Genomic DNA, 18,122 nt, shown 5'->3' with positions numbered 1-18,122 from the left:
ACTCCGATCACCCGCCACCAAAACCGGATGCGGTCAATACATATGCTGCCCGCCATTGATCGATAATGTTGATCCGGTAATGAAGCCTGCATTTTCGCTGGTCAGAAATTCGACACCGCGCGCGATTTCGTCGGCATTGCCCAACCGCCCGACCGGAATTTGCGCGACGATCTTTTCCATCACATTTTCAGGAATCGTCGCCAGCATTTCAGTGCCGATATAGCCGGGCGCAATAGCATTGGCAGTTACTCCGTAGCGCGCGCCTTCCATCGCCAATGATTTGGTAAAGCCGTGGATTCCCGACTTTGCGGCAGCATAATTGACCTGCCCGATCTGGCCGCCCTGCCCATTGACAGACCCGATGTTGACGATGCGCCCCCATTTGCGCTCTCGCATACCGGCAAAAACCGCCTTGGCCATGTTGAAGCATCCGGTCAGGTCGACGCGGATTACCTCATCCCATTGTTCGAATGTCATTTTCACCATTGTTGCATCGCGGGTGATGCCGGCATTGTTGACCATGATTTCAATGGGACCAAATTCCGCCTCGATTGCAGCGCAAGATTCGATGCACGCATCATGATTGCCAACATCCCATTTGCGGACCGCTATCCCGGTGTGGTCGGAAAATGCTTTGGCAGCCGCATCATTGCCACCATAATTGGCCACAACTATACGACCTTTCTCTTTTAATTTCAGGCTTATAGCCTCTCCAATGCCGCGAGTTCCCCCCGTGACGACCGCAATACGTGACATATATCTCTCTCCTGTTTTTCCCTTTTTCGACAAAAGAATAGCCAGACGGCAAACAAGTGCAAGTTGACGCTAGCGTTAGTGTATAGCTATTCAGACCCAGCCCGAAACTTCCCGGCGGATGAGGGTTTCCAACATGTCCATGCCAATGTCGCTGTCGTTCAGACAGGGCAGATAGGCAAAGTGCGTACCACCTGCCTCTTCAAATTGTTCATGTCCCTGAATGGCCAGCTCTTCGAGCGTTTCAAGGCAATCGACCGAAAATCCGGGCGCGAATATGGCCACTTTTTTCCGGCCGTCGCGGGCCAGTTGCATCAGCGTAGCATCGGTCGCAGGTTCCAGCCATTTGGCACGGCCAAAACGCGATTGAAAACTGACCACCAGTTCGCGCCCCATGGCTTCAGACAAAAGCCGCGCCGTTTTCTGGCAGTGGCAATGATAGGGGTCACCCAGATGCAAGGTGCGTTCGGGCATGCCGTGAAAACTGATGACCAGCGCATCAGGCGTAAAATCTAACTGCGCCAGTGACGCTTCGACCGACATTTTAAGTGCGGTAATATAGGCGGGATCGTCATGATAGGGGGGTAGCGTGCGGATCGCAGGGTGCCAGCGCATCCTGGTCAGCGCAGCATATGCCTCGTCCAGAACCGTACCTGTCGTCGCCCCCGAATATTGCGGATAGAGCGGCGCTATCAGGATTTTGTTGCACCCGGCGGCTTTCATGGCAGCCAACTGATCGGGAACCGACGGATTGCCATAACGCATCGCATGGCGGACATCGGCCACAGCCTGCATCCGGCGCCCCAGTGACTTGCTTTGCGCGATCGTGAAAGATGCCAAAGGCGATCCGTCACCGGTCCACACCTTGGCATAGGCTTTGGCCGATTTTTGCGGACGCGTGTTCAAGATAATCCCGCGCAAAATCGGCTGCCAGATGAGCGGTGGAATTTCCACCACCCGGCGGTCGGACAAAAATTGCTTCAGATATCGTTTAACCGCCTGCGTGGTCGGCGCATCCGGGGTACCAAGATTGACCACTAAAATGCCCACTTTAGGCTGAGGGATATCGGGATGATCGGCAGGTTTATCCATTATAACCCTCTCGACAATAAGGGCAGTTCACGCAAGCGGACCCCGGCGGCAGAAAATAATGCATTGGCAATCGCGGGCGCTACGGCAGGCACACCCAATTCCGATACACCACCAGGCTCTTCATCGCTGCGAATAAATTCGACAATGATTTCAGGGATATCGGCAAGAACAGGCAAATCGATTTCGCGCAAACGCCGAACCGTGGGCCATCCATTCGCAAAATCGGTGGATGCGCCAACCGCTTGTGCCAGCCCGAAAATAATTCCGCCTTCAATCTGCTGCCGGGCCAGATCGGGGTTTATCAAACGACCGCAATCGACCATGGCCGAAATGCGTTCGACCCTGACACCTGTTTCGCTGGTCCGCGCATTGGCGACAATTGCAATATGGCTACCGCGCATGGAATGGCAGGCAAGGCCTTTACTGCTGCCTGACGAACCGCCATCCCACCCTGCCATTGAGGCAACTCCGGTGAGACATCGGGCCAGCCGCGTCTGGTCAACAAGCATTTGCATACGGAAAGACAAAGGCTCGATCCCCGCCTTTTGCGCGAGTTCATCGATAAAGGATTCGATGAAGAAACAGGTATAACTATGCGCCAATGAACGCCACGGTCCGGTGATAATCGGCAGATCGACTGGGAAATGATCAACCGTCATGTTGGTGATGGCATAGGGCGGAACTGCGCCGTCAAGCGCCAAGGCATCAAATTCGCCGACGGCGGACTTGCGCGCTTTGACAGGGCTTTGGCCGTCGATCCGGTTGGCAAGTTCGCGCATCGTCGATGCCGCTGCAACGCGCACGGACAGCCCGGCCACCCGTCCGTCCCTATCTAGAGCTGCTGTCAATCGTCCGAGTGCTGGTGTGCGGACATGGTCGCGCACTATGTCTTCTGCGCGTGACCAGGTCAGCTGGACCGGGCGGCCAACCTCTTTGGCGATCACCGCAATCTGCGCGGCAATCAAATTGTCGAAATTCCGGTCAAAGCTGCCGCCTGCAATAACCGGATAAAGCGTTACATCATCGGCGTCGATCCCGATGGCATTTGCCGCTGCCAGCCGCGCCGACTGCGGGGCCTGACTTGCAAGCCATAATTGCAGCCGCCCATTGCGATACTCCGCTGTGGCTGCGCGCGTTTCGATCGGCGCATGTACCGCGGCAGAAATAGTATAGTCTGCATTAAATATGCGGGTTTCCGCTTCCTTTGCCAAAGCCGCATCAACATCGCCCAAGCGCACCATCCGCGTACCTGGACCATTGGCGATGGCAGAAGACAGGTTGTCGCCCATATTCCCGCTATCGGCGACGCGGCCCTTGATCGAAAAAACCGGGGCACTGACGTCAAGCGCCTTGTTGGCCGCCCACCAGTTGGTTGCGACCACGGCAACCCAGTGGTCGGTTCTGACCAGATTCACCACGCCCCGAACTTTGGTTGCTGCCTTGCTGTTTACCGATTTCAAAATCGTCTGGCCAACAGGACCACCTTTAACTGCGGCATAGAGCATGTCAGGCAGACGGATATCGCCTGCAAAACTGACACTGCCGTCAACTTTTGACGACAGGTCAAGACGCGGGGCATCGCGTCCTGAAAGGCGATTGCGTGGTGACGGATTTAGGGGAATCGGCGATGGCGGTGTCAGCCCGGCGGCATCCACCACCAGATCGGCAAAGGCGATACGCTTTTTCCCGAATGTGACGAAGCCTTTGTCGACCTGACATTGTTCCCAATCAATGTCCCAACGCGCAGCGGCGGCCTGACACAGCAGAGAGCGAGCCGTTGCGCCCGCTTCGCGACATGGCTTTTCAAATTGGCGGATTGAGGAGGATCCGCCGGTGATTACGAACATTTCGCGCTGCGCGACCTCGTTCACAATGCTGGCGACCGGGCCCTGTTGTGCATCCAGCCCAAGTTTTTCAGGCAAAAATGCAGTGGCCCATTCGCGGGCAAGCACGGAATTTGCAAAAACCGGATTGGGCGGCACAGGCTGCACCGCGACAGAACGCCAGTCAGCGCCCAGTTCGCCTGCAACAATCTGGGCCAGTGCGGTATAGACCCCCTGTCCGGATTCGCTTTGTGGAACGCCGATGATAACCTTTCCATCCTCGGCAATTTTCAACCAGGGGCCAAATAAATGTTCCCCCTGCGCGGGCCTTAAATTTGGTTGGTAACGGCGGGGCCAAACACCCCATGCCAACAATAATCCAACGCCAATGCCGCCGCCGACCAAAAGCTTTCGACGGGTCAAACCGCTTTCGCCATCAGCGCGCATGGTCATGCGGCAGGGGCCTTGGGATTGTCGATCCAATGGCCCACTTGCCGTGCGATTTCGGCATAGGCACGTGCAATCGGACTGTCCCCCAGCGCCGGAGGCGTGCCGGCATCACTCGCCAATCTGATATCGATATCCAGCGGGATACGACCCAGAAATGATATGCCCAGTTCGGCCGCCGCAGCTTCGGCGCCACCGGAACCAAAAGGGTCGCTCATCTCTCCACAATGCGGACATAGATATCCGGCCATATTTTCGACCAATCCGATAATCGGAACCTTGGCCGTATCGAAAAATGCAATCGCCCGGGTCGCGTCCATCAAGGCGAGGTCCTGCGGTGTGGAAATGATGACCGCGCCTATCGGTTTATGTTTTTGAATCATGGACAATTGGATATCGCCCGTACCCGGCGGCATATCGACGATGATATCACGCACTTTGCCCCAGTGAGCGTCGACCAATTGCGACAATGCATTGCCCGCCATTGGTCCACGCCATGCAATAGCCTGTCCCGGCTTTGCCAATTGGCCCATCGATAAAAATGGGACCCCGCCAGCACCCTTTACCGGGATCAGCTTTTTCCCGTCCGCTTCTGGTTTGCTGTCTTCTGCCCCCATCAGGCGCGGCTGCGAAGGGCCATAAATATCGGCATCGACCAGTCCGACGGAACGTCCGGCCATCGCCATGGCAACCGCCAAATTGGTCGAAAGCGTGGATTTTCCAACCCCACCCTTGCCACTGGCCACAGCGATGAGGCGCGGCGCGACACGTTCTGCCGTCAACATGATTCGAACGCTTTGCGCGCCGGCCTGTTCGCATTCATCGCGCAGCCTGGATTCAATCTGTTCACGCTCGTCCGTGGTCATTTCAGACACATCAAGCATCAAAGACACGGCGCCTGCATCCACTTTCAACCCGGCTGCACGCGGCCCGGCGATGGCGAAAACAAGGCGTGAAAAACTTTCGAAATCGGTCATCCAAAGCCGAATAGAATCAGAATTGCGGGATTGACACTGTTTTTCTGAAAAACCGTTCCTATAAAGACAATATGAGCAAAAAAATCGACCAGCAGGGCAGCATTATATTGGCAGTAGATGGCAAGGGTCCTTGGGATTCTCCAGCTTCGGGTGATACCGCAAAGGGCGGCAAGTCCGATGGTTCCAGTGATGGCGGCTCAAAATCTGAGCCATCCAATCCTTGGGATCCGGTGCCCATTCGCGGCGGACAAACGGGTCGCCAGCGCGGCCCTTCTCTCGAAGATTTGCTGCGCCGCGCAAGCGGAGGCAAAGGCGGCGGCTTTAGTGGCCTGCCTTCACGCGGCGACGGGAAAAGCTGGTGGCCGATTTTTGCCATCGGCTTTATCGCATTGTGGCTGGTATGGACCAGTTTCCACCGTATCGGGCCCGAGCAAGAGGGCGTCGTGACATTCCTCGGCAAATATTCGCGCACGGTGCAGCCAGGCATCCAGTTCACCCTTCCTGCACCGATAGAGAATATCGAGAAAGTGGACACCAAACAAATTCAGACAACTGCCGTCGGTTCCCCCAAGGCGAGCAGCGAAAATCTTGTTCTGACAAAAGACCAGAGCATCATCGACATGGCTTATGATGTCCGCTGGTCGATCAAGGATCCCGAACTTTACCTGTACCAGCTTGAAAATGCGGATTCGACCGTCAAGGAAGTGGCCGAAAGCGCGATGCGCGCCGCCGTCGCCAATTATGATCTGACGCAGGCGATCGGCCCCGGTCGTGGCGCGATAGAATTGGAGGTTCGCAGGCGCATGCAACAGGTGCTCGACGAATATCGCTCTGGCGTATTGGTGCAGAGCATTTCGATCCGGCAATCCGACCCGCCCGCGGAGGTCAATGATGCCTTCCGCGAAGTCAATGCGGCCCAGCAACGGCGTGAAAGCTATATGAATGACGCCCGCGCTTATGCCAGCCGCGTGACCGAACTGGCCATTGGTGAAACCACCGAATTCGATAAAATCTATGTTCAATATCGCGAAGCGCCCGAAGTCACCAAAAGGCGGCTTTATTATGAAACGATGGAACAGATTTTGGGCAAGGTCGACAAGACAATTGTCGAAACCGGCGGGGTAACCCCTTATTTGCCGTTGCCCGAATTCCAGAAAAAGGCAGCCGCCAAAAATGAAACCGTTACAGTGACGGGGAAGAAATAATGCGTAATCCGCTATATATGGGTCTGGCCGCACTGGCCGCGCTGATCCTGCTCAGCATGTCGATCACAATCGTGCCCGAAACCCAGCAAGCCATCATCAGCAGCTATGGTAAGGTTGACCGGGTTGTGAACCCTTATCGTAAAGGCGAGGTATTTGGCGAAACACGGGCAGGGCTGACTTTCCGGATACCGTTAGTTGAACAGATACAATTGATCGACAAGCGCGTGTTAAGCGTTGAAATGGAGCAACAGGAAGTACTGTCCACCGACCAGCTCCGGCTGCAAGTCGATGCCTTTGCCCGTTTCCGGGTTACCAAACCGGACCGGATGTATCGCACCATACGCACCGAAGACAGGTTACGTGACCAGTTGCGTACCATATTGGGTTCATCGTTACGGAACGAACTTGGCAAGCGCACATTCGCGACATTGCTGAGTGCAGAGCGCGGCGAAGTCATGGAAAATATCCAGACCGCGCTCAATCGCGAAGCGAGCAAATATGGCGCAGAAGTTATCGACGTCCGAATCAAACGCGCCGATTTACCGGCTGCCACATTGCAATCGGCCTATAACAGGATGCGGTCCGCCCGAAACCAGGAAGCCATTGCCATCGATGCCGAAGGCCAGAAAGAAGCGCAGATCATCCGCGCCGAAGCAGAGGCAGAAGCCGCCCGCATCTATGCCATCAGCTATGGCAAGGACCCTGAATTTTACGATTTCTATCGCGCGATGCAAAGTTACCGGCAGACTTTCCAGAATGGCGAAGGTTCAACCAATGTTATATTGTCTCCGCAAAATGCCTATCTGGAAAAGTTCCGCAATGGTCGTTAGTCGAACGGCAAAGGACATTTGCCGGTTGGGCCGGTGGCTATTCAATTGGCGTTCAGCTTCGTGACGCCATCGGAAACATGATTTCGGGCATATTGCCTTAGTTAGATAGACGAGAGGAATGAAATTCGTGCGTTACGCTTATGCAGCTACCACCGCTCTTTTGCTCACCGGCAGTGCTTTTGCGCTGGTCAATGGATCGCCCGTCACGGCGCAAACCGCCCTGCCAGTTTCAGCCCAGGCCAATCTTGCGCCTGCAGGGGCGCCCGCCAGTTTCGCGGACTTAGTCGCTCAGCTTCAGCCCGCGGTGGTCAATATTTCGACCAAGCAAAAGGTGCAGGTCGCAACCAGCTTTAACCCCTTTACTGGCGAACGGCGTCCTGTAACCCAGGAACAGGCGAGCGGTGGCTCGGGCTTTTTGATCTCCGCCGACGGGTATATCGTGACGAACAACCATGTCGTCGCAGGGGGCCCTGCGGGCGATGCCGTTGACAAAGTAACTGTCACTTTATTTGACGGAAAAGAATATACCGCCGACATCGTAGGCCGCGATCCACAATCGGACATCGCGTTGCTCAAGATCAAGGCCAGTAATTTGCCATTTGTGGCGATGGGCGATTCGAAAAAGAGTCGTGTGGGTGATTGGGTAATTGCGATTGGTAACCCGCTCGGCCTTAGCAGTACCGTCACCGCCGGAATCATCTCTGCATTGCAGCGTAACATTGGCGCAGGCGGGGCTTATGATCGGTTTATCCAGACCGATACGGCAATCAACCCCGGCAACTCTGGCGGACCGCTTTTCAATCTGAAGGGTGAAGTCGTCGGGATCAACAACCGTCTGATTTCCCCTATTGGTGCGAATATCGGGGTCGGCTTTGCTATTCCAGCCGAAGAAGCCACGCCGGTCATTGAATCCCTGAAAAAGGGCGTCCGGCCTGAACGCGGCTATCTGGGCATCAGTATTACGCCCGTGGGCGAAGATCTTGCCGATGCGCTTGGCCTGGAAAAGAACCGCGGCGAATTCGTAGCACGCGTTGTTGCAGGCGAAGGCGGAGAGAAAGCTGGCTTGAAAGAAGGCGACATCGTCCTGAAAGTCGACGGCCGTGAAGTATCGCCCGAAGCAACGCTGTCTTACATTGTCGCCAACATCAAACCGGGCACCCGCATCCCGCTTGACATCTTGCGTGAAGGCAAACCCATGCGCCTTAACGCCATGGTCGGCACCCGCCCGCCTGAAGAAAAGCTGGCGCAAAGCAATTTCAATCCTGAAGAAAATAAGGATTTTGACAAGGATACCGACGGCCCGGACGCCAAGGTCATCCGAGATTCCATTGGCCTGAGCGTCATCCCGCTGGATGCTGAAATTGCACGGCAGTTGGGCATGGGTAGTGATACCAAAGGCGTTGTGATCGACATTGCCGGTCAAGGGAATGGTGCTCAGGCAGGTTTGCGTCGCGGTGACGTCATCGTGTCAGCAACCTATCAGCCAGTAACATCTCCTGCCGCACTCGCCGCCGCCATCCGTACTGCAAAGACAGCGGGTCGTAGCGCGATCCTGCTGGGTGTCAAACGACGCGGCGGAACCACGCAATATGCAACGGTCCGTATCGAGGAATAATCCTCTCTTGTTCATCAGCGCCAGCGGGTGTTAGTCAGCTTCCATGAACCTGACCGACACCTGCTGGCACGATGATGCCCAAGCCATACTGCCCGATCTTGTCGAACTGCGACGGGCTATTCATGCAGAGCCTGAACTTGGCCTGCAAAACCCTAAAACCCTTGCAAAAATAAAGGCCGCGCTTGCGGGTCTGCCGCTGGAACTGCGCGAGGGTCCGTCAACAACGGGCTTGATCGCCACGTTGAAGGGTCCAGCCAATGGCCGCACGGTTCTATTGCGGGGCGATATGGACGCCCTTCCGCTTCATGAAGATACCGGGCTGGATTATAGCTCGACAACCGACGGGGCGATGCACGCCTGCGGGCATGATACCCATGTCGCCATGCTGGTGGGAGCCGCCAAGATGCTATGTGCGCGACGTGACGAACTGGCGGGCACCGTACAGTTCATGTTCCAGCCCGGCGAGGAAGGCCATCATGGCGCGCGCTTCATGCTGGACGACGGCCTGATCGATCCGCTGCCCGACGCGGCCTTTGCCCTGCACATCATGCCGAACGCACCGCGCGGTGTTTTCACGGGCAGAGCGGGTGCTTTGCTGGCCTCCTCCGACGTGCTGAGTATCACGGTCAAGGGTGCAGGCGGCCATGCATCGATGCCGCATGATGCGACCGACCCAATCCCGGTGGCCTGCGAAATAGTGTCCGCAATCCAGGCGATGGTGACCCGCACCGTGTCTGTGTTCGACCCAGCCGTCGTGACCATTGCCAAGATCACGGCGGGGACGACCAACAATATCATTCCCGAAACCGCGCATATGCTGGGCACGATCCGGACTCTGTCACCCCGTCAGCGGGCACTGGTGGCCGAACATCTGCACCGGCTCGCCCCGAACATCGCGGCCGCCCATGGCTGCACTGCCGACGTGCATATCGAGCCAGGATTTCCCGTTACCTTATGCGATGCGCGCGCGGTCCAGTTCGGAAAATCGGTCGTTGAAGATATGTTCGGCGAAGAAAGCTGGATCACACTCGACACGCCGATCATGGGCGCCGAAGATTTCGCCTATGTCCTCGAAAAAGTCCCCGGCGCGATGTTCTTCCTGGGTGCCAGCCACGAAGGCGACGACTGGCGTTCCTGCTGCGGCCTCCATTCAAACCGCATGGTCCTCGATGACAGCGTCATGGCCCGCGGCGCGGCGTTACATGCAGCGATCGCGGAGCGGTTTTTGACGGATGGGTTTGAGTAATTCTGGTCTCACACAAAGACACAAAGGCACAAAGAAGATACAAATTTGAAAGAGTTAGAGAGACTGGCAACCGTCGCTGTTGACTGCGGTTTTAAAATTCATAACGCCCTCGGGCCAGGATTATTAGAGAGCGTTTACGAAGTGGTTTTGGCAGACAGCCTCGCCGAGCGAGGGCTGTCTGTGGAAAGGCAAAAACCCATTTCGATCCATTTCAATGGACGTGTATTCGACGAAGGATTTCGAGCGGACATACTGGTCCAAGGAAAGCTGCTCATCGAACTAAAGTCTTGTGAACGATTAGCACCCGTTCATGGCCGACAAGTATTAACCTATCTAAGATTGCTCGATTTGCCGCTTGGGCTTCAGATGAATTTCGGTGGAGCACCGTTTAAAGAAGGAGTGCGACGGATCGCCAATGGCGACCTGTCAAAACTGACTTAATCTCTTCTTTGTGCCTTAGTGTCTTCGTGTGAGATTATTTTTCAGCCGCCGCCTCGACACCGCGCATTACCCGCAACGCATTGCCCTGGGCAATTTTCGCCAGATCGGTTTTGGAATATCCACGCCGCACCAACTCGGCGAAAAGCGCCGGGTAGGTCGATACATTTTCCAAACCAACGGGTAGCTCGTCCACACCGCCAAAATCGCCACCGATTCCGATATGGTCGATACCAGCCACTTTGCGGATATGGTCGATATGGTCGGCGACCTGCGCCAGTGTCGCCTTGGGTTGGGGATGTGCGGCAATCCACGTGGCGACGGCGGCTTTTTCACCTTCCGGATTTCCCGTAAACTCCAGTTTGGCCCGGCCTGCGACTGCCGAGCGGTCATATTCCCATTGGCGGCGTTCGGGCGACGTAAAGCCGGGGACGAAGGTCACCATCACCACGCCGCCATTTTGCGGCAGACGCTTCAGCACCGAATCCGGCACATTGCGCGGATGCGGTGTTACGGCACGCGCATTGCTATGCGTGAACAGAACAGGCGCACGTGTTTTGTCGAGCACGTCATGCATCGTAGCCTCGGACACATGGCTGAGGTCGACAATCATCCCCAGACGGTTCATCTCGGCGATCACTTCAAAGCCAAAAGGCGACAGGCCGTCATGTTTAGGCGCGTCCGTGGCGCTGTCCGCCCAATCGGTCGTCAGGCTGTGGGTAATCGTCATATAACGCGCGCCAAGGGCATGCATCTGGCGCAAAATCTCCAGCGAACTGCCAATGGAGTGCCCGCCTTCCATCCCGATGAGCGAAGCAATCTTTCCTTTCTTCATGGCCGCCTCTGCGGTCGCCGCCGTGTCGGCATAGACGAAGACATCGGGGTAGCGGGCGATCATCTGGCGCACGACGTCGATCTGTTCGACGGTGCGGGTCACCGCCTCATGCTTCGGCAATGCTGCGTCGACATAGACGGACCAAAACTGCCCGCCCAGAAAACCAGCGCGTAAGGTAGGGATATCCGTGTGCGTCTTGGCCAATATGTCGGGTGACAGGCCCTTCAGGTCGAATTTCGAAAAGTCGCGATCAAACAGCTCGGCAATCTGGTGCGGCGTGTCATTATGCCCGTCAATCACGGGCGTTTTGGAAAGCACCTCGCGCGCCGTCTCTTCAGGAGTTGCAGCGCTTGCCGGGACAGCGGCTGCGATCAATGCGAGAGCTGAAACGGTCACAATCCGCCGTAAGTTCAAAGTCATCACGCTGTTCCGACCTGCCATGGGATATCTCCTGAAATCGAGAGCTGTTCATGCCCGATTATGGGGTCTCCAGAAATGCTTTTCATCGGCTCAAGGTACCAATATCGTATCGATAGCCTGTTTCGACAAAGCCGGATAATCAAGGGTGAAATGCAACCCGCGGCTTTCATGACGGGACAAAGCAGACCGGATGATGAGGTCGGCGACCTCGACCAGATTACGCAGTTCGATCAGGTCCGGTGTAACACGGAAATGGCTGTAATAATCCTCGATTTCACGGCGCAGCAGATCGATGCGATGCTGCGCGCGCTCCAGCCGTTTTGTCGTGCGGACGATTCCCACGAAGTTCCACATGAACTGGCGAATTTCACGCCAGCACTGGGCAATCACAACCTCTTCATCACTGTCGGTGACCCGGCTTTCGTCCCATGGCCGAATTGACGGTGGCAATGGCAACCGATCCCAATGGGCGTCGATATGCCGCGCGCAGGCATCTCCGAATACGAAACATTCCAGCAGCGAATTGGATGCCAACCGGTTTGCGCCGTGCAGCCCCGACTGAGTCACTTCACCCGCCGCATAAAGTCCCGGGGCATCGGTCCGGCCGTCGAGATCGACCAAGACGCCGCCACAGGTATAATGCTGCGCCGGGACAACCGGAATGGGTTCCTTGGTGATATCGATGCCAAGACCGATCAGCTTTTCATAAATGTTCGGAAAATGCTCTTTCACAAATTCCGCAGGCTTATGGCTGATATCCAGATGCACAAAGTCCAGACCATCGCGCTTGATCTCGGCGTCATTGGCACGGGCGACGATATCGCGCGGGGCCAGTTCGGCGCGCTCGTCATAGTCGGGCATATAGCGATGCCCGGTCTTCGGGTTTTTCAATATCCCGCCCTCGCCGCGCACAGCTTCGGTAATCAGGAAATTCTTGACCTCCAGATTATAGAGGCATGTGGGGTGGAATTGCATGAATTCCATGTTGGAAATACGGCATCCCGCCCGCCACGCCATGGCAATCCCGTCGCCGGTCGCACCGCGCGGGGCGGTGGAATAAAGATAGGTCCGCCCCGCACCGCCGCACGCCAATATGGTCGCGCGCGCGGTAAAGGTTTCGACCTTGCCAGTCTTGCGGTTCAGCGCATAAACGCCGTGAATACGTCCGGAAGTTGAAAAGCGTTCCTGATGCCGGCCCATGATCAGGTCGATGGCGACCATATCGGGGACCAACTTGATACTTGGGTTCGCCTTTGCCGCCGCCTCCAATGCCTGCTGCACGGCCCATCCGGTGGCATCATCGACATGGACGATGCGCCGGTGGCTGTGCCCGCCCTCCCGCGTCAAATGCCAGTCATTGCCATCAAGGTTGAAGGGCACACCCAGTTTCGCCAGCCGTTCGATGGCCTCGGGTGCATTTTCGACGACAAATTCGACGGTGGCCCGATTATTCAAGCCTCCGCCTGCAATCATCGTATCTTCGATATGACTTTCGAACGTATCGCCGGGTTCCAGCACCGCCGCAATGCCGCCCTGCGCCCAGGCCGTCGCGCCGTCGGACAGCGCGCCTTTAGCCAGCACCACAACCTTGTATTTCTGCGCCAGCTGCAACGCCGCGGTCAAACCCGCCGCGCCGGACCCAATGATGAGGACATCGGCTTCCATCACGTGCTACTGGTCAACCGCAGGAACACATCTTCCAGATCTGCTTCCTTCGTGGTCACATCCACAATGCCAAGGCCAAGCCCCTGCATGGCGGCCAGGACCTCGCCTGCGTTCATGCGATCCTTGTTATAGGTGATTTCCACGGTCCGGTCGGCAACCAGTTCCGATTTTTCGAAGGCCGCATGCTTTGGCGCCTCGGTCACATCCCGGTCAAGGGTCAGGACAACCGCTTTTTCCCGCGCCATCCCGACCAGTTCCCTGGTCGGTTTGTTGGCAATCAGCTTGCCATGGTTGATGATCGCAATCCGGTCGCACAGCTGTTCGGCTTCTTCCAGATAGTGGGTGGTCAGAACAACCGTCACGCCTTCGCGGTTCAACTTGACCACATAATCCCATAGTTGCTGCCGCAATTCGATGTCGACGCCGGCGGTGGGCTCATCCAGTACGATCACGGGCGGGGCATGCACCATTGCCTTGGCTACCAACAACCGCCGCTTCATGCCGCCCGAAAGCGTGCGGGCGTAGGCATCTGCCTTATCCTCTAGCCGGACAGCGCGCAGCAATTCCATGGTCTTGCGCTTTGCCTTTGGCACGCCATAAAGCCCTGCCTGCAATTCCAGCGCCTCTTTGGGCGTGAAGAAGGGATCGAACATGATCTCCTGTGGTACGATCCCGATCGAGGCTTTTGCGTTACGGGGGTTAACGTCAATATCGAATCCCCAGATCGATGCCGATCCGGATGTCTTCATCACAAGACCAGCCAAGATATTGATCAGCGTCGATTTGCCCGCACCGTTCGGCCCGAGCAGCCCGAAAATGGACCCCTGAGCTACGTCAAAACTGACATCTTCCAGCGCCTGCTTGCCGCCTGCATATTTTTTGGAGAGGTTTTGAATGGTTATTGCTTTATCAGACATGCACCAGCGATAGCGAAGCCGTGACACGGGTGCAATCGTGCGAAACATGGATAAGGGTCCATTCACCCATTTTGCATACCAAATCAGTATAGCGGCGGATTATATCGAAGGGGTGGATCGATTGTTTCGGCCGGTTTTTGGCCATAGGCGGGGCGTATCAAGGCAATTTTACCGTTACGGTCAATTTCCTCTGAAAAAGCCGTGGATCAAGACCTGATTTTTTAGAATATCTTTACTGTTGTTGCCTTATGCCGAGCAACATGTGTGGGGCATCTTATAAATATCCGGCCAAACTGGGCATGGCGGTCGCTGCCGTCTGTGCGATTTCGGGCGCTAGCCCCGCATTGGCCGAAACAGAACCGGCCAATGCGGAAATTACCGTTGTCCGCCCGTTATCTTTTGTCATCGATGATAATCTGGATTTTGGCTCCCTCATTCCCGGCACATTAGCGGGCACGGTCGTCATGGCACCTACCGGAACGCGGACCGCCAACAATGGCATCGTGCTAGTCGGTGGCGGCCAAAGCACAGCCACTTTTTCCGGACAGGGTAATTTTAACCAGCGCGTCGACATATCTCTGGGTGCCAATAGCATCCTGATTACGGGTCCCGGCGCGCCGATGCGGGTACGGACTTTTGTGATCGGCAGCACACCGACCGCCGTCCTGACAACTGCACCGCTTCGATTCCGGATCGCCGCAGCAAATGGCATCTTCACCTTCCCGATCGGCGCGACATTGGAAGTGGGTGCTAATCAGGCACCGGGCAAATATACCGGCAACTGGTCAATTACACTCAACTATTTCTGAGCCGTTGCAGCCGTAGCGCGCTTTTGCTAAGCGCCGCGAATGAGCAATTTTCAGCCCGAAACCATCCGCGTCCGTGAAACCCGCATAGCATGCGATGGCAGCGGCGATATTCCAGCCGCACTCGGCCATCCCCGTGTCTGGTTACAAATCGACGACAAAGGCTATGTCGATTGCGGCTATTGCGACCGACATTATGTCCTGATCGGCGGACCGGCGGATAACGGTCTAAACCAGTAATTCCGTCGCTGGCCCTTGGCCCAGGAAATTTGCCGGGCTCGCGCTCGCCCCATAGGCTCCCGCGCAAAAAATAGCGACCAGATCGCCGACTTCGGCGCGCGGCAGATGGGCGCTGTCGGATAGTTTATCCAGCGGGGTGCAAAGGCATCCAACGATGGTCGCAACCTCCGTCGGTTCGGCACCATAGCGGGTTGCAATGGCCACCGGATAATTGCGCCGGATGACCGTGCCGAAATTGCCGCTCGCTGCCAACTGGTGGTGTAACCCGCCATCGGTGACGAGGAAAGTTTCGCCATGGCTGATTTTTCGATCAATGATGCGAGTCAGATACACGCCTGCTTCGCCTACCAGAAAGCGACCTAGCTCTATGCAGAAATCTGATCCGGCAAGAGCGTCGGGCAAGGCATTTAAGCTTGCGTTGAGTGCCAATCCAACAGCATGAATGTCGAGGGGCGCATCACCGGGAAAATAGGGAATACCAAAGCCGCCGCCCAAATTGACCTTAGGCGGTGACGTACCGATAGCTTCAGTAAGCTCGGCTACAAGAGCCAGCGTCTGCGCCTGCATGGCGATGATGGCATCGGCTGAAAGAGCCTGACTGCCTGCGTAGATGTGAAAACCCTGCCATTTTGCACCAGCGGCGATGATGCGTTTGACAAGAGCAGGTACGCGCTCTGCATCGACGCCAAACTGCTTTGCCCCACCCCCCATTTTCATGCCCGAACCTTTGAGGTCGAAGCTGGGGTTTACACGAACGGCAAGCTGCGGTGTTTTTGCGAGCCTTGCGCCGATTGTGAGCGCACGCGTCACTTCGCCTTCACTTTCGCAATTAAGTGTGATGCCCAGCAAAATCGCGCGTTCAAGCTCCCGGTCGCGCTTGCCAGGGCCGGCAAAACTAATCCGCGCCGGATCGACACCTGCCGCAACAGCCAGTTCAAGCTCCCCGCCTGAAGCAACATCGAACCCGTCGACAAGCCCATTCATTAGGGCAAGTATGGGCGGATAGGGGTTTCCCTTCATGGCATAATGCAACGCCAAACGCTTCGGCATCGCGGCGCGCAACTCCGTAATCCGCGCCTGAATATGGTCCGACGAATAAACAAATAACGGCGTGTCGCCCACTTTAGAAGCCAGGGCAGACGCAGGCACCCCGCCAATCGCAAGTTCACCATCGATGCTGTCATAGCCCGCTGGAATGGGTCCCGTCGCTTTCATCGTTGTCGGATATAAATATCAGGCGTAAAGTTTCGATAAATGCCGCGCTAGGATGCGGTGCATACCGCGCGCTAAAAATTTTGGGCCAAAGTCGTCCGGTCCAGTTTGCCATTGGCATTTTTCGGAAATGACTCCAGCCACACCACTTCAGCCGGTTGCATGAAGTTGGGGAGCTTCGTCTTCAAATACGCTTTTAGCCCGGCATCGTCACCGCTGCCGCGCACAAACAAGATAATCGCTGCACCGAGCCAGTCATCCTTGCGGCCAAGAGCGCAGGCTTCGGCGACCAGTCCGCTCTCGACCGCCGCTTCCTCAATCTCGGTGGGCGACACGCGGTTGCCGTTTGTTTTAATCATCGCATCGTCACGCCCGACAAAATAAAGCAGCCCATCCGTGTCCCGCGTGACAGTATCACCTGACCAGACCGCCAAGCCGCCATAATCGGAAAAGGCCGGTGCAGCTTTGAATCGTTCGGCGGTCCGGGCACTGTCCTGCCAATATCCCCTGGCAACCAACGGACCCGCATGGACCAACTCACCGGCTTCCCCCGGCGCGGCGTCCAATCCCTCTGCGGTCACCACCATGATCTCAGCAAACGGAATGGCTTTGCCCATGCTTGTCGGATTTTCATCGATCAGTTCAGGGTCAAGATAGGTGGAGCGAAACGCCTCGGTCAGGCCATACATCGCAATAATATCTGTCCCGCCGCGAAAAATGCTGCGCAGCATTTTTACAAGGCTGGGTGTCAGAGCGCCGCCGGAATTTGTGACGCGGCGCATATTCCGGACGGCGTCCTCCGGCCAATTCTGTTCGATCAATTGCACCCAAAGCGGCGGTACTGCTGCAAGGGTGGTGACGCGATGTTTCGCGCACGCCTTTATGACGTCACGCGCGGTCAAATAGTCCAGAGGTACGACACACCCCCCCGCGCGCCATGTCGACAACAACTGGTTCTGGCCATAATCGAAACTTAGAGGCAAAACCGCGAGGGTTTTGTCATCAGGTAAGAGCTTGAGATACTGCGCCACACTGACGGCACCCAATGCAAGGTTTGCGTGTGAAAGCATCACGCCTTTGGGGTGGCCGGTCGAGCCGCTGGTATACAAGATAGCTGCCAGGCTATCGAGATCCGTTTCGGCCGGCAGCGGCTGCAAAACTGGGGCGTTCGGGTCATCGATGATGGCCTGAACCTCTTTTTCGTCTGTAAAGCCAATTAAGCCCGACTTGTTTTGCGCCAGCGGTTCTAATGTCGCGCCCCGCCCTGCGTTAGTGACCAATAGCTGCGCGCCGCTGTCGGTCAGGATATGAGAAACCTGTGCCGCTTTCAAAAGTGGATTCACCGGCACATGAACCAGCGACGCGCGCACCGACGCAAGGGGCATCAGACAGGCAATCTCGTTTTTACCGAGCCAACTTGCCACCCGATCACCCGGTGCTAGCCCTGCCCTCATTAACCAGGCCGCCAGCCGACCGATACGGAGATTTAACTCCTTATAACTATACACCCTGTCACGGATGACGAGCGCAGGCGCATCTGCTTGGCCAAATAAGGGCAAGTGGTCGAGCGGGAACGCTGGCAGGTCGGTTATCATGGGGTC

17 protein-coding genes are annotated in these 18,122 nt (G+C 56.3%); 7 read left to right on the top strand and 10 right to left on the bottom strand.

Annotation, left to right across the window (positions count from 1 at the left end):
- Positions 1 to 33: 33 nt before the first annotated feature.
- The 4 genes from phbB to EUU23_RS00785 all read right to left on the bottom strand — a co-directional run bounded on the left by phbB (position 34) and on the right by EUU23_RS00785 (position 5,092).
- Positions 34 to 756: an acetoacetyl-CoA reductase gene (phbB, locus tag EUU23_RS00800; RefSeq protein WP_160352242.1), complete on the bottom strand. Its 723-nt coding sequence runs from the start codon at positions 754 to 756 to the stop codon at positions 34 to 36.
- 90 nt (positions 757 to 846) lie between these two features.
- On the bottom strand, positions 847 to 1,845 hold the full coding sequence (hemH, locus tag EUU23_RS00795) for a ferrochelatase (RefSeq protein ID WP_160352241.1): 999 nt from the start codon (positions 1,843 to 1,845) through the stop codon (positions 847 to 849).
- A complete protein-coding gene (locus EUU23_RS00790; protein ID WP_246155984.1) occupies positions 1,845 to 4,121 on the bottom strand; it encodes a xanthine dehydrogenase family protein molybdopterin-binding subunit in 2,277 nt (758 codons plus the stop codon). Before EUU23_RS00790 ends, hemH begins: the two co-directional genes overlap by 1 nt.
- Positions 4,118 to 5,092, bottom strand: a complete 975-nt coding sequence (locus EUU23_RS00785) for an Mrp/NBP35 family ATP-binding protein (RefSeq protein ID WP_160352240.1) — start codon at positions 5,090 to 5,092, stop codon at positions 4,118 to 4,120. Before EUU23_RS00785 ends, EUU23_RS00790 begins: the two co-directional genes overlap by 4 nt.
- A gap of 71 nt (positions 5,093 to 5,163) precedes the next feature.
- Between EUU23_RS00785 and hflK the strand changes: the two genes are divergently transcribed.
- The 5 genes from hflK to EUU23_RS00760 all read left to right on the top strand — a co-directional run bounded on the left by hflK (position 5,164) and on the right by EUU23_RS00760 (position 10,429).
- Complete coding sequence (gene hflK, locus EUU23_RS00780) at positions 5,164 to 6,297, top strand: FtsH protease activity modulator HflK (RefSeq protein ID WP_160352239.1); 1,134 nt, start codon at positions 5,164 to 5,166, stop codon at positions 6,295 to 6,297.
- Positions 6,297 to 7,127: a protease modulator HflC gene (gene hflC / locus EUU23_RS00775; protein WP_160352238.1), complete on the top strand. Its 831-nt coding sequence runs from the start codon at positions 6,297 to 6,299 to the stop codon at positions 7,125 to 7,127. Before hflK ends, hflC begins: the two co-directional genes overlap by 1 nt.
- Before the next feature lie 118 nt (positions 7,128 to 7,245).
- Positions 7,246 to 8,742 carry a trypsin-like peptidase domain-containing protein gene (locus EUU23_RS00770; protein WP_218939475.1) on the top strand — a complete coding sequence of 499 codons (1,497 nt, stop codon included), beginning with the start codon at positions 7,246 to 7,248 and terminating at the stop codon, positions 8,740 to 8,742.
- Positions 8,743 to 8,785: 43 nt separating this feature from the next.
- Positions 8,786 to 9,988 (top strand): M20 metallopeptidase family protein, encoded by a 1,203-nt coding sequence (locus EUU23_RS00765; protein WP_160352236.1) that lies wholly within the window; start codon positions 8,786 to 8,788, stop codon positions 9,986 to 9,988.
- Between the two features lie 45 nt (positions 9,989 to 10,033).
- Positions 10,034 to 10,429 (top strand): GxxExxY protein, encoded by a 396-nt coding sequence (locus tag EUU23_RS00760; protein ID WP_160352235.1) that lies wholly within the window; start codon positions 10,034 to 10,036, stop codon positions 10,427 to 10,429.
- Between the two features lie 34 nt (positions 10,430 to 10,463).
- On the opposite strand, the gene EUU23_RS00755 is transcribed toward EUU23_RS00760, so the two are convergent.
- From EUU23_RS00755 to EUU23_RS14010, 4 genes are all read right to left on the bottom strand, one after another.
- The gene (locus EUU23_RS00755; RefSeq protein ID WP_246155982.1) at positions 10,464 to 11,702 is read right to left on the bottom strand and encodes a dipeptidase; all 1,239 of its coding nucleotides are present in this window, start codon (positions 11,700 to 11,702) and stop codon (positions 10,464 to 10,466) included.
- Between the two features lie 69 nt (positions 11,703 to 11,771).
- The gene (gene nadB / locus EUU23_RS00750) at positions 11,772 to 13,346 is read right to left on the bottom strand and encodes an L-aspartate oxidase (protein WP_160353466.1); all 1,575 of its coding nucleotides are present in this window, start codon (positions 13,344 to 13,346) and stop codon (positions 11,772 to 11,774) included.
- Positions 13,346 to 14,263, bottom strand: a complete 918-nt coding sequence (locus EUU23_RS00745; RefSeq protein ID WP_160352234.1) for an ABC transporter ATP-binding protein — start codon at positions 14,261 to 14,263, stop codon at positions 13,346 to 13,348. Before EUU23_RS00745 ends, nadB begins: the two co-directional genes overlap by 1 nt.
- Positions 14,256 to 14,408 (bottom strand): hypothetical protein, encoded by a 153-nt coding sequence (locus EUU23_RS14010; RefSeq protein ID WP_218939474.1) that lies wholly within the window; start codon positions 14,406 to 14,408, stop codon positions 14,256 to 14,258. Before EUU23_RS14010 ends, EUU23_RS00745 begins: the two co-directional genes overlap by 8 nt.
- Positions 14,409 to 14,523: 115 nt before the next feature.
- Between EUU23_RS14010 and EUU23_RS00740 the strand changes: the two genes are divergently transcribed.
- Positions 14,524 to 15,072: a DUF4402 domain-containing protein gene (locus EUU23_RS00740; protein ID WP_160352233.1), complete on the top strand. Its 549-nt coding sequence runs from the start codon at positions 14,524 to 14,526 to the stop codon at positions 15,070 to 15,072.
- A gap of 39 nt (positions 15,073 to 15,111) precedes the next feature.
- A complete protein-coding gene (locus EUU23_RS00735) occupies positions 15,112 to 15,309 on the top strand; it encodes a zinc-finger domain-containing protein (RefSeq protein WP_160352232.1) in 198 nt (65 codons plus the stop codon).
- Here EUU23_RS00735 and EUU23_RS00730 read toward each other — a convergent pair.
- Together EUU23_RS00730 and EUU23_RS00725 are read right to left on the bottom strand one after the other, a co-directional pair.
- Positions 15,298 to 16,524 (bottom strand): pyridoxal-dependent decarboxylase, exosortase A system-associated, encoded by a 1,227-nt coding sequence (locus EUU23_RS00730; RefSeq protein WP_160352231.1) that lies wholly within the window; start codon positions 16,522 to 16,524, stop codon positions 15,298 to 15,300. The two genes, EUU23_RS00735 and EUU23_RS00730, sit on opposite strands and share 12 nt — an antisense overlap.
- A gap of 71 nt (positions 16,525 to 16,595) precedes the next feature.
- On the bottom strand, positions 16,596 to 18,116 hold the full coding sequence (locus tag EUU23_RS00725) for an acyl-CoA ligase (AMP-forming), exosortase A system-associated (RefSeq protein ID WP_160352230.1): 1,521 nt from the start codon (positions 18,114 to 18,116) through the stop codon (positions 16,596 to 16,598).
- Positions 18,117 to 18,122: the final 6 nt, after the last annotated feature.

The organism is Sphingorhabdus profundilacus (assembly GCF_009769755.1).
GTDB lineage: Bacteria > Pseudomonadota > Alphaproteobacteria > Sphingomonadales > Sphingomonadaceae > Sphingorhabdus_B > Sphingorhabdus_B profundilacus.
This window is presented reverse-complemented; position numbering and strand designations above follow the sequence as displayed.

Bases quoted from the DNA above. Each gene is read 5' to 3' on its own strand.
- EUU23_RS00745 (WP_160352234.1), bottom strand. From the start codon at position 14,263: ATGTCTGATAAAGCAATAACCATTCAAAACCTCTCCAAAAAATATGCA.
- EUU23_RS14010 (WP_218939474.1), bottom strand. From the start codon at position 14,408: ATGGCCAAAAACCGGCCGAAACAATCGATCCACCCCTTCGATATAATC.
- EUU23_RS00765 (WP_160352236.1), top strand. From the start codon at position 8,786: ATGAACCTGACCGACACCTGCTGGCACGATGATGCCCAAGCCATACTG.
- EUU23_RS00770 (WP_218939475.1), top strand. From the start codon at position 7,246: ATGAAATTCGTGCGTTACGCTTATGCAGCTACCACCGCTCTTTTGCTC.
- EUU23_RS00740 (WP_160352233.1), top strand. From the start codon at position 14,524: ATGTGTGGGGCATCTTATAAATATCCGGCCAAACTGGGCATGGCGGTC.
- EUU23_RS00725 (WP_160352230.1), bottom strand. From the start codon at position 18,116: ATGATAACCGACCTGCCAGCGTTCCCGCTCGACCACTTGCCCTTATTT.
- EUU23_RS00785 (WP_160352240.1), bottom strand. From the start codon at position 5,092: ATGACCGATTTCGAAAGTTTTTCACGCCTTGTTTTCGCCATCGCCGGG.
- hflC (WP_160352238.1), top strand. From the start codon at position 6,297: ATGCGTAATCCGCTATATATGGGTCTGGCCGCACTGGCCGCGCTGATC.
- EUU23_RS00755 (WP_246155982.1), bottom strand. From the start codon at position 11,702: ATGGCAGGTCGGAACAGCGTGATGACTTTGAACTTACGGCGGATTGTG.
- nadB (WP_160353466.1), bottom strand. From the start codon at position 13,346: ATGGAAGCCGATGTCCTCATCATTGGGTCCGGCGCGGCGGGTTTGACC.
- hemH (WP_160352241.1), bottom strand. From the start codon at position 1,845: ATGGATAAACCTGCCGATCATCCCGATATCCCTCAGCCTAAAGTGGGC.
- hflK (WP_160352239.1), top strand. From the start codon at position 5,164: ATGAGCAAAAAAATCGACCAGCAGGGCAGCATTATATTGGCAGTAGAT.
- EUU23_RS00790 (WP_246155984.1), bottom strand. From the start codon at position 4,121: ATGACCATGCGCGCTGATGGCGAAAGCGGTTTGACCCGTCGAAAGCTT.
- EUU23_RS00735 (WP_160352232.1), top strand. From the start codon at position 15,112: ATGAGCAATTTTCAGCCCGAAACCATCCGCGTCCGTGAAACCCGCATA.
- EUU23_RS00730 (WP_160352231.1), bottom strand. From the start codon at position 16,524: ATGAAAGCGACGGGACCCATTCCAGCGGGCTATGACAGCATCGATGGT.
- phbB (WP_160352242.1), bottom strand. From the start codon at position 756: ATGTCACGTATTGCGGTCGTCACGGGGGGAACTCGCGGCATTGGAGAG.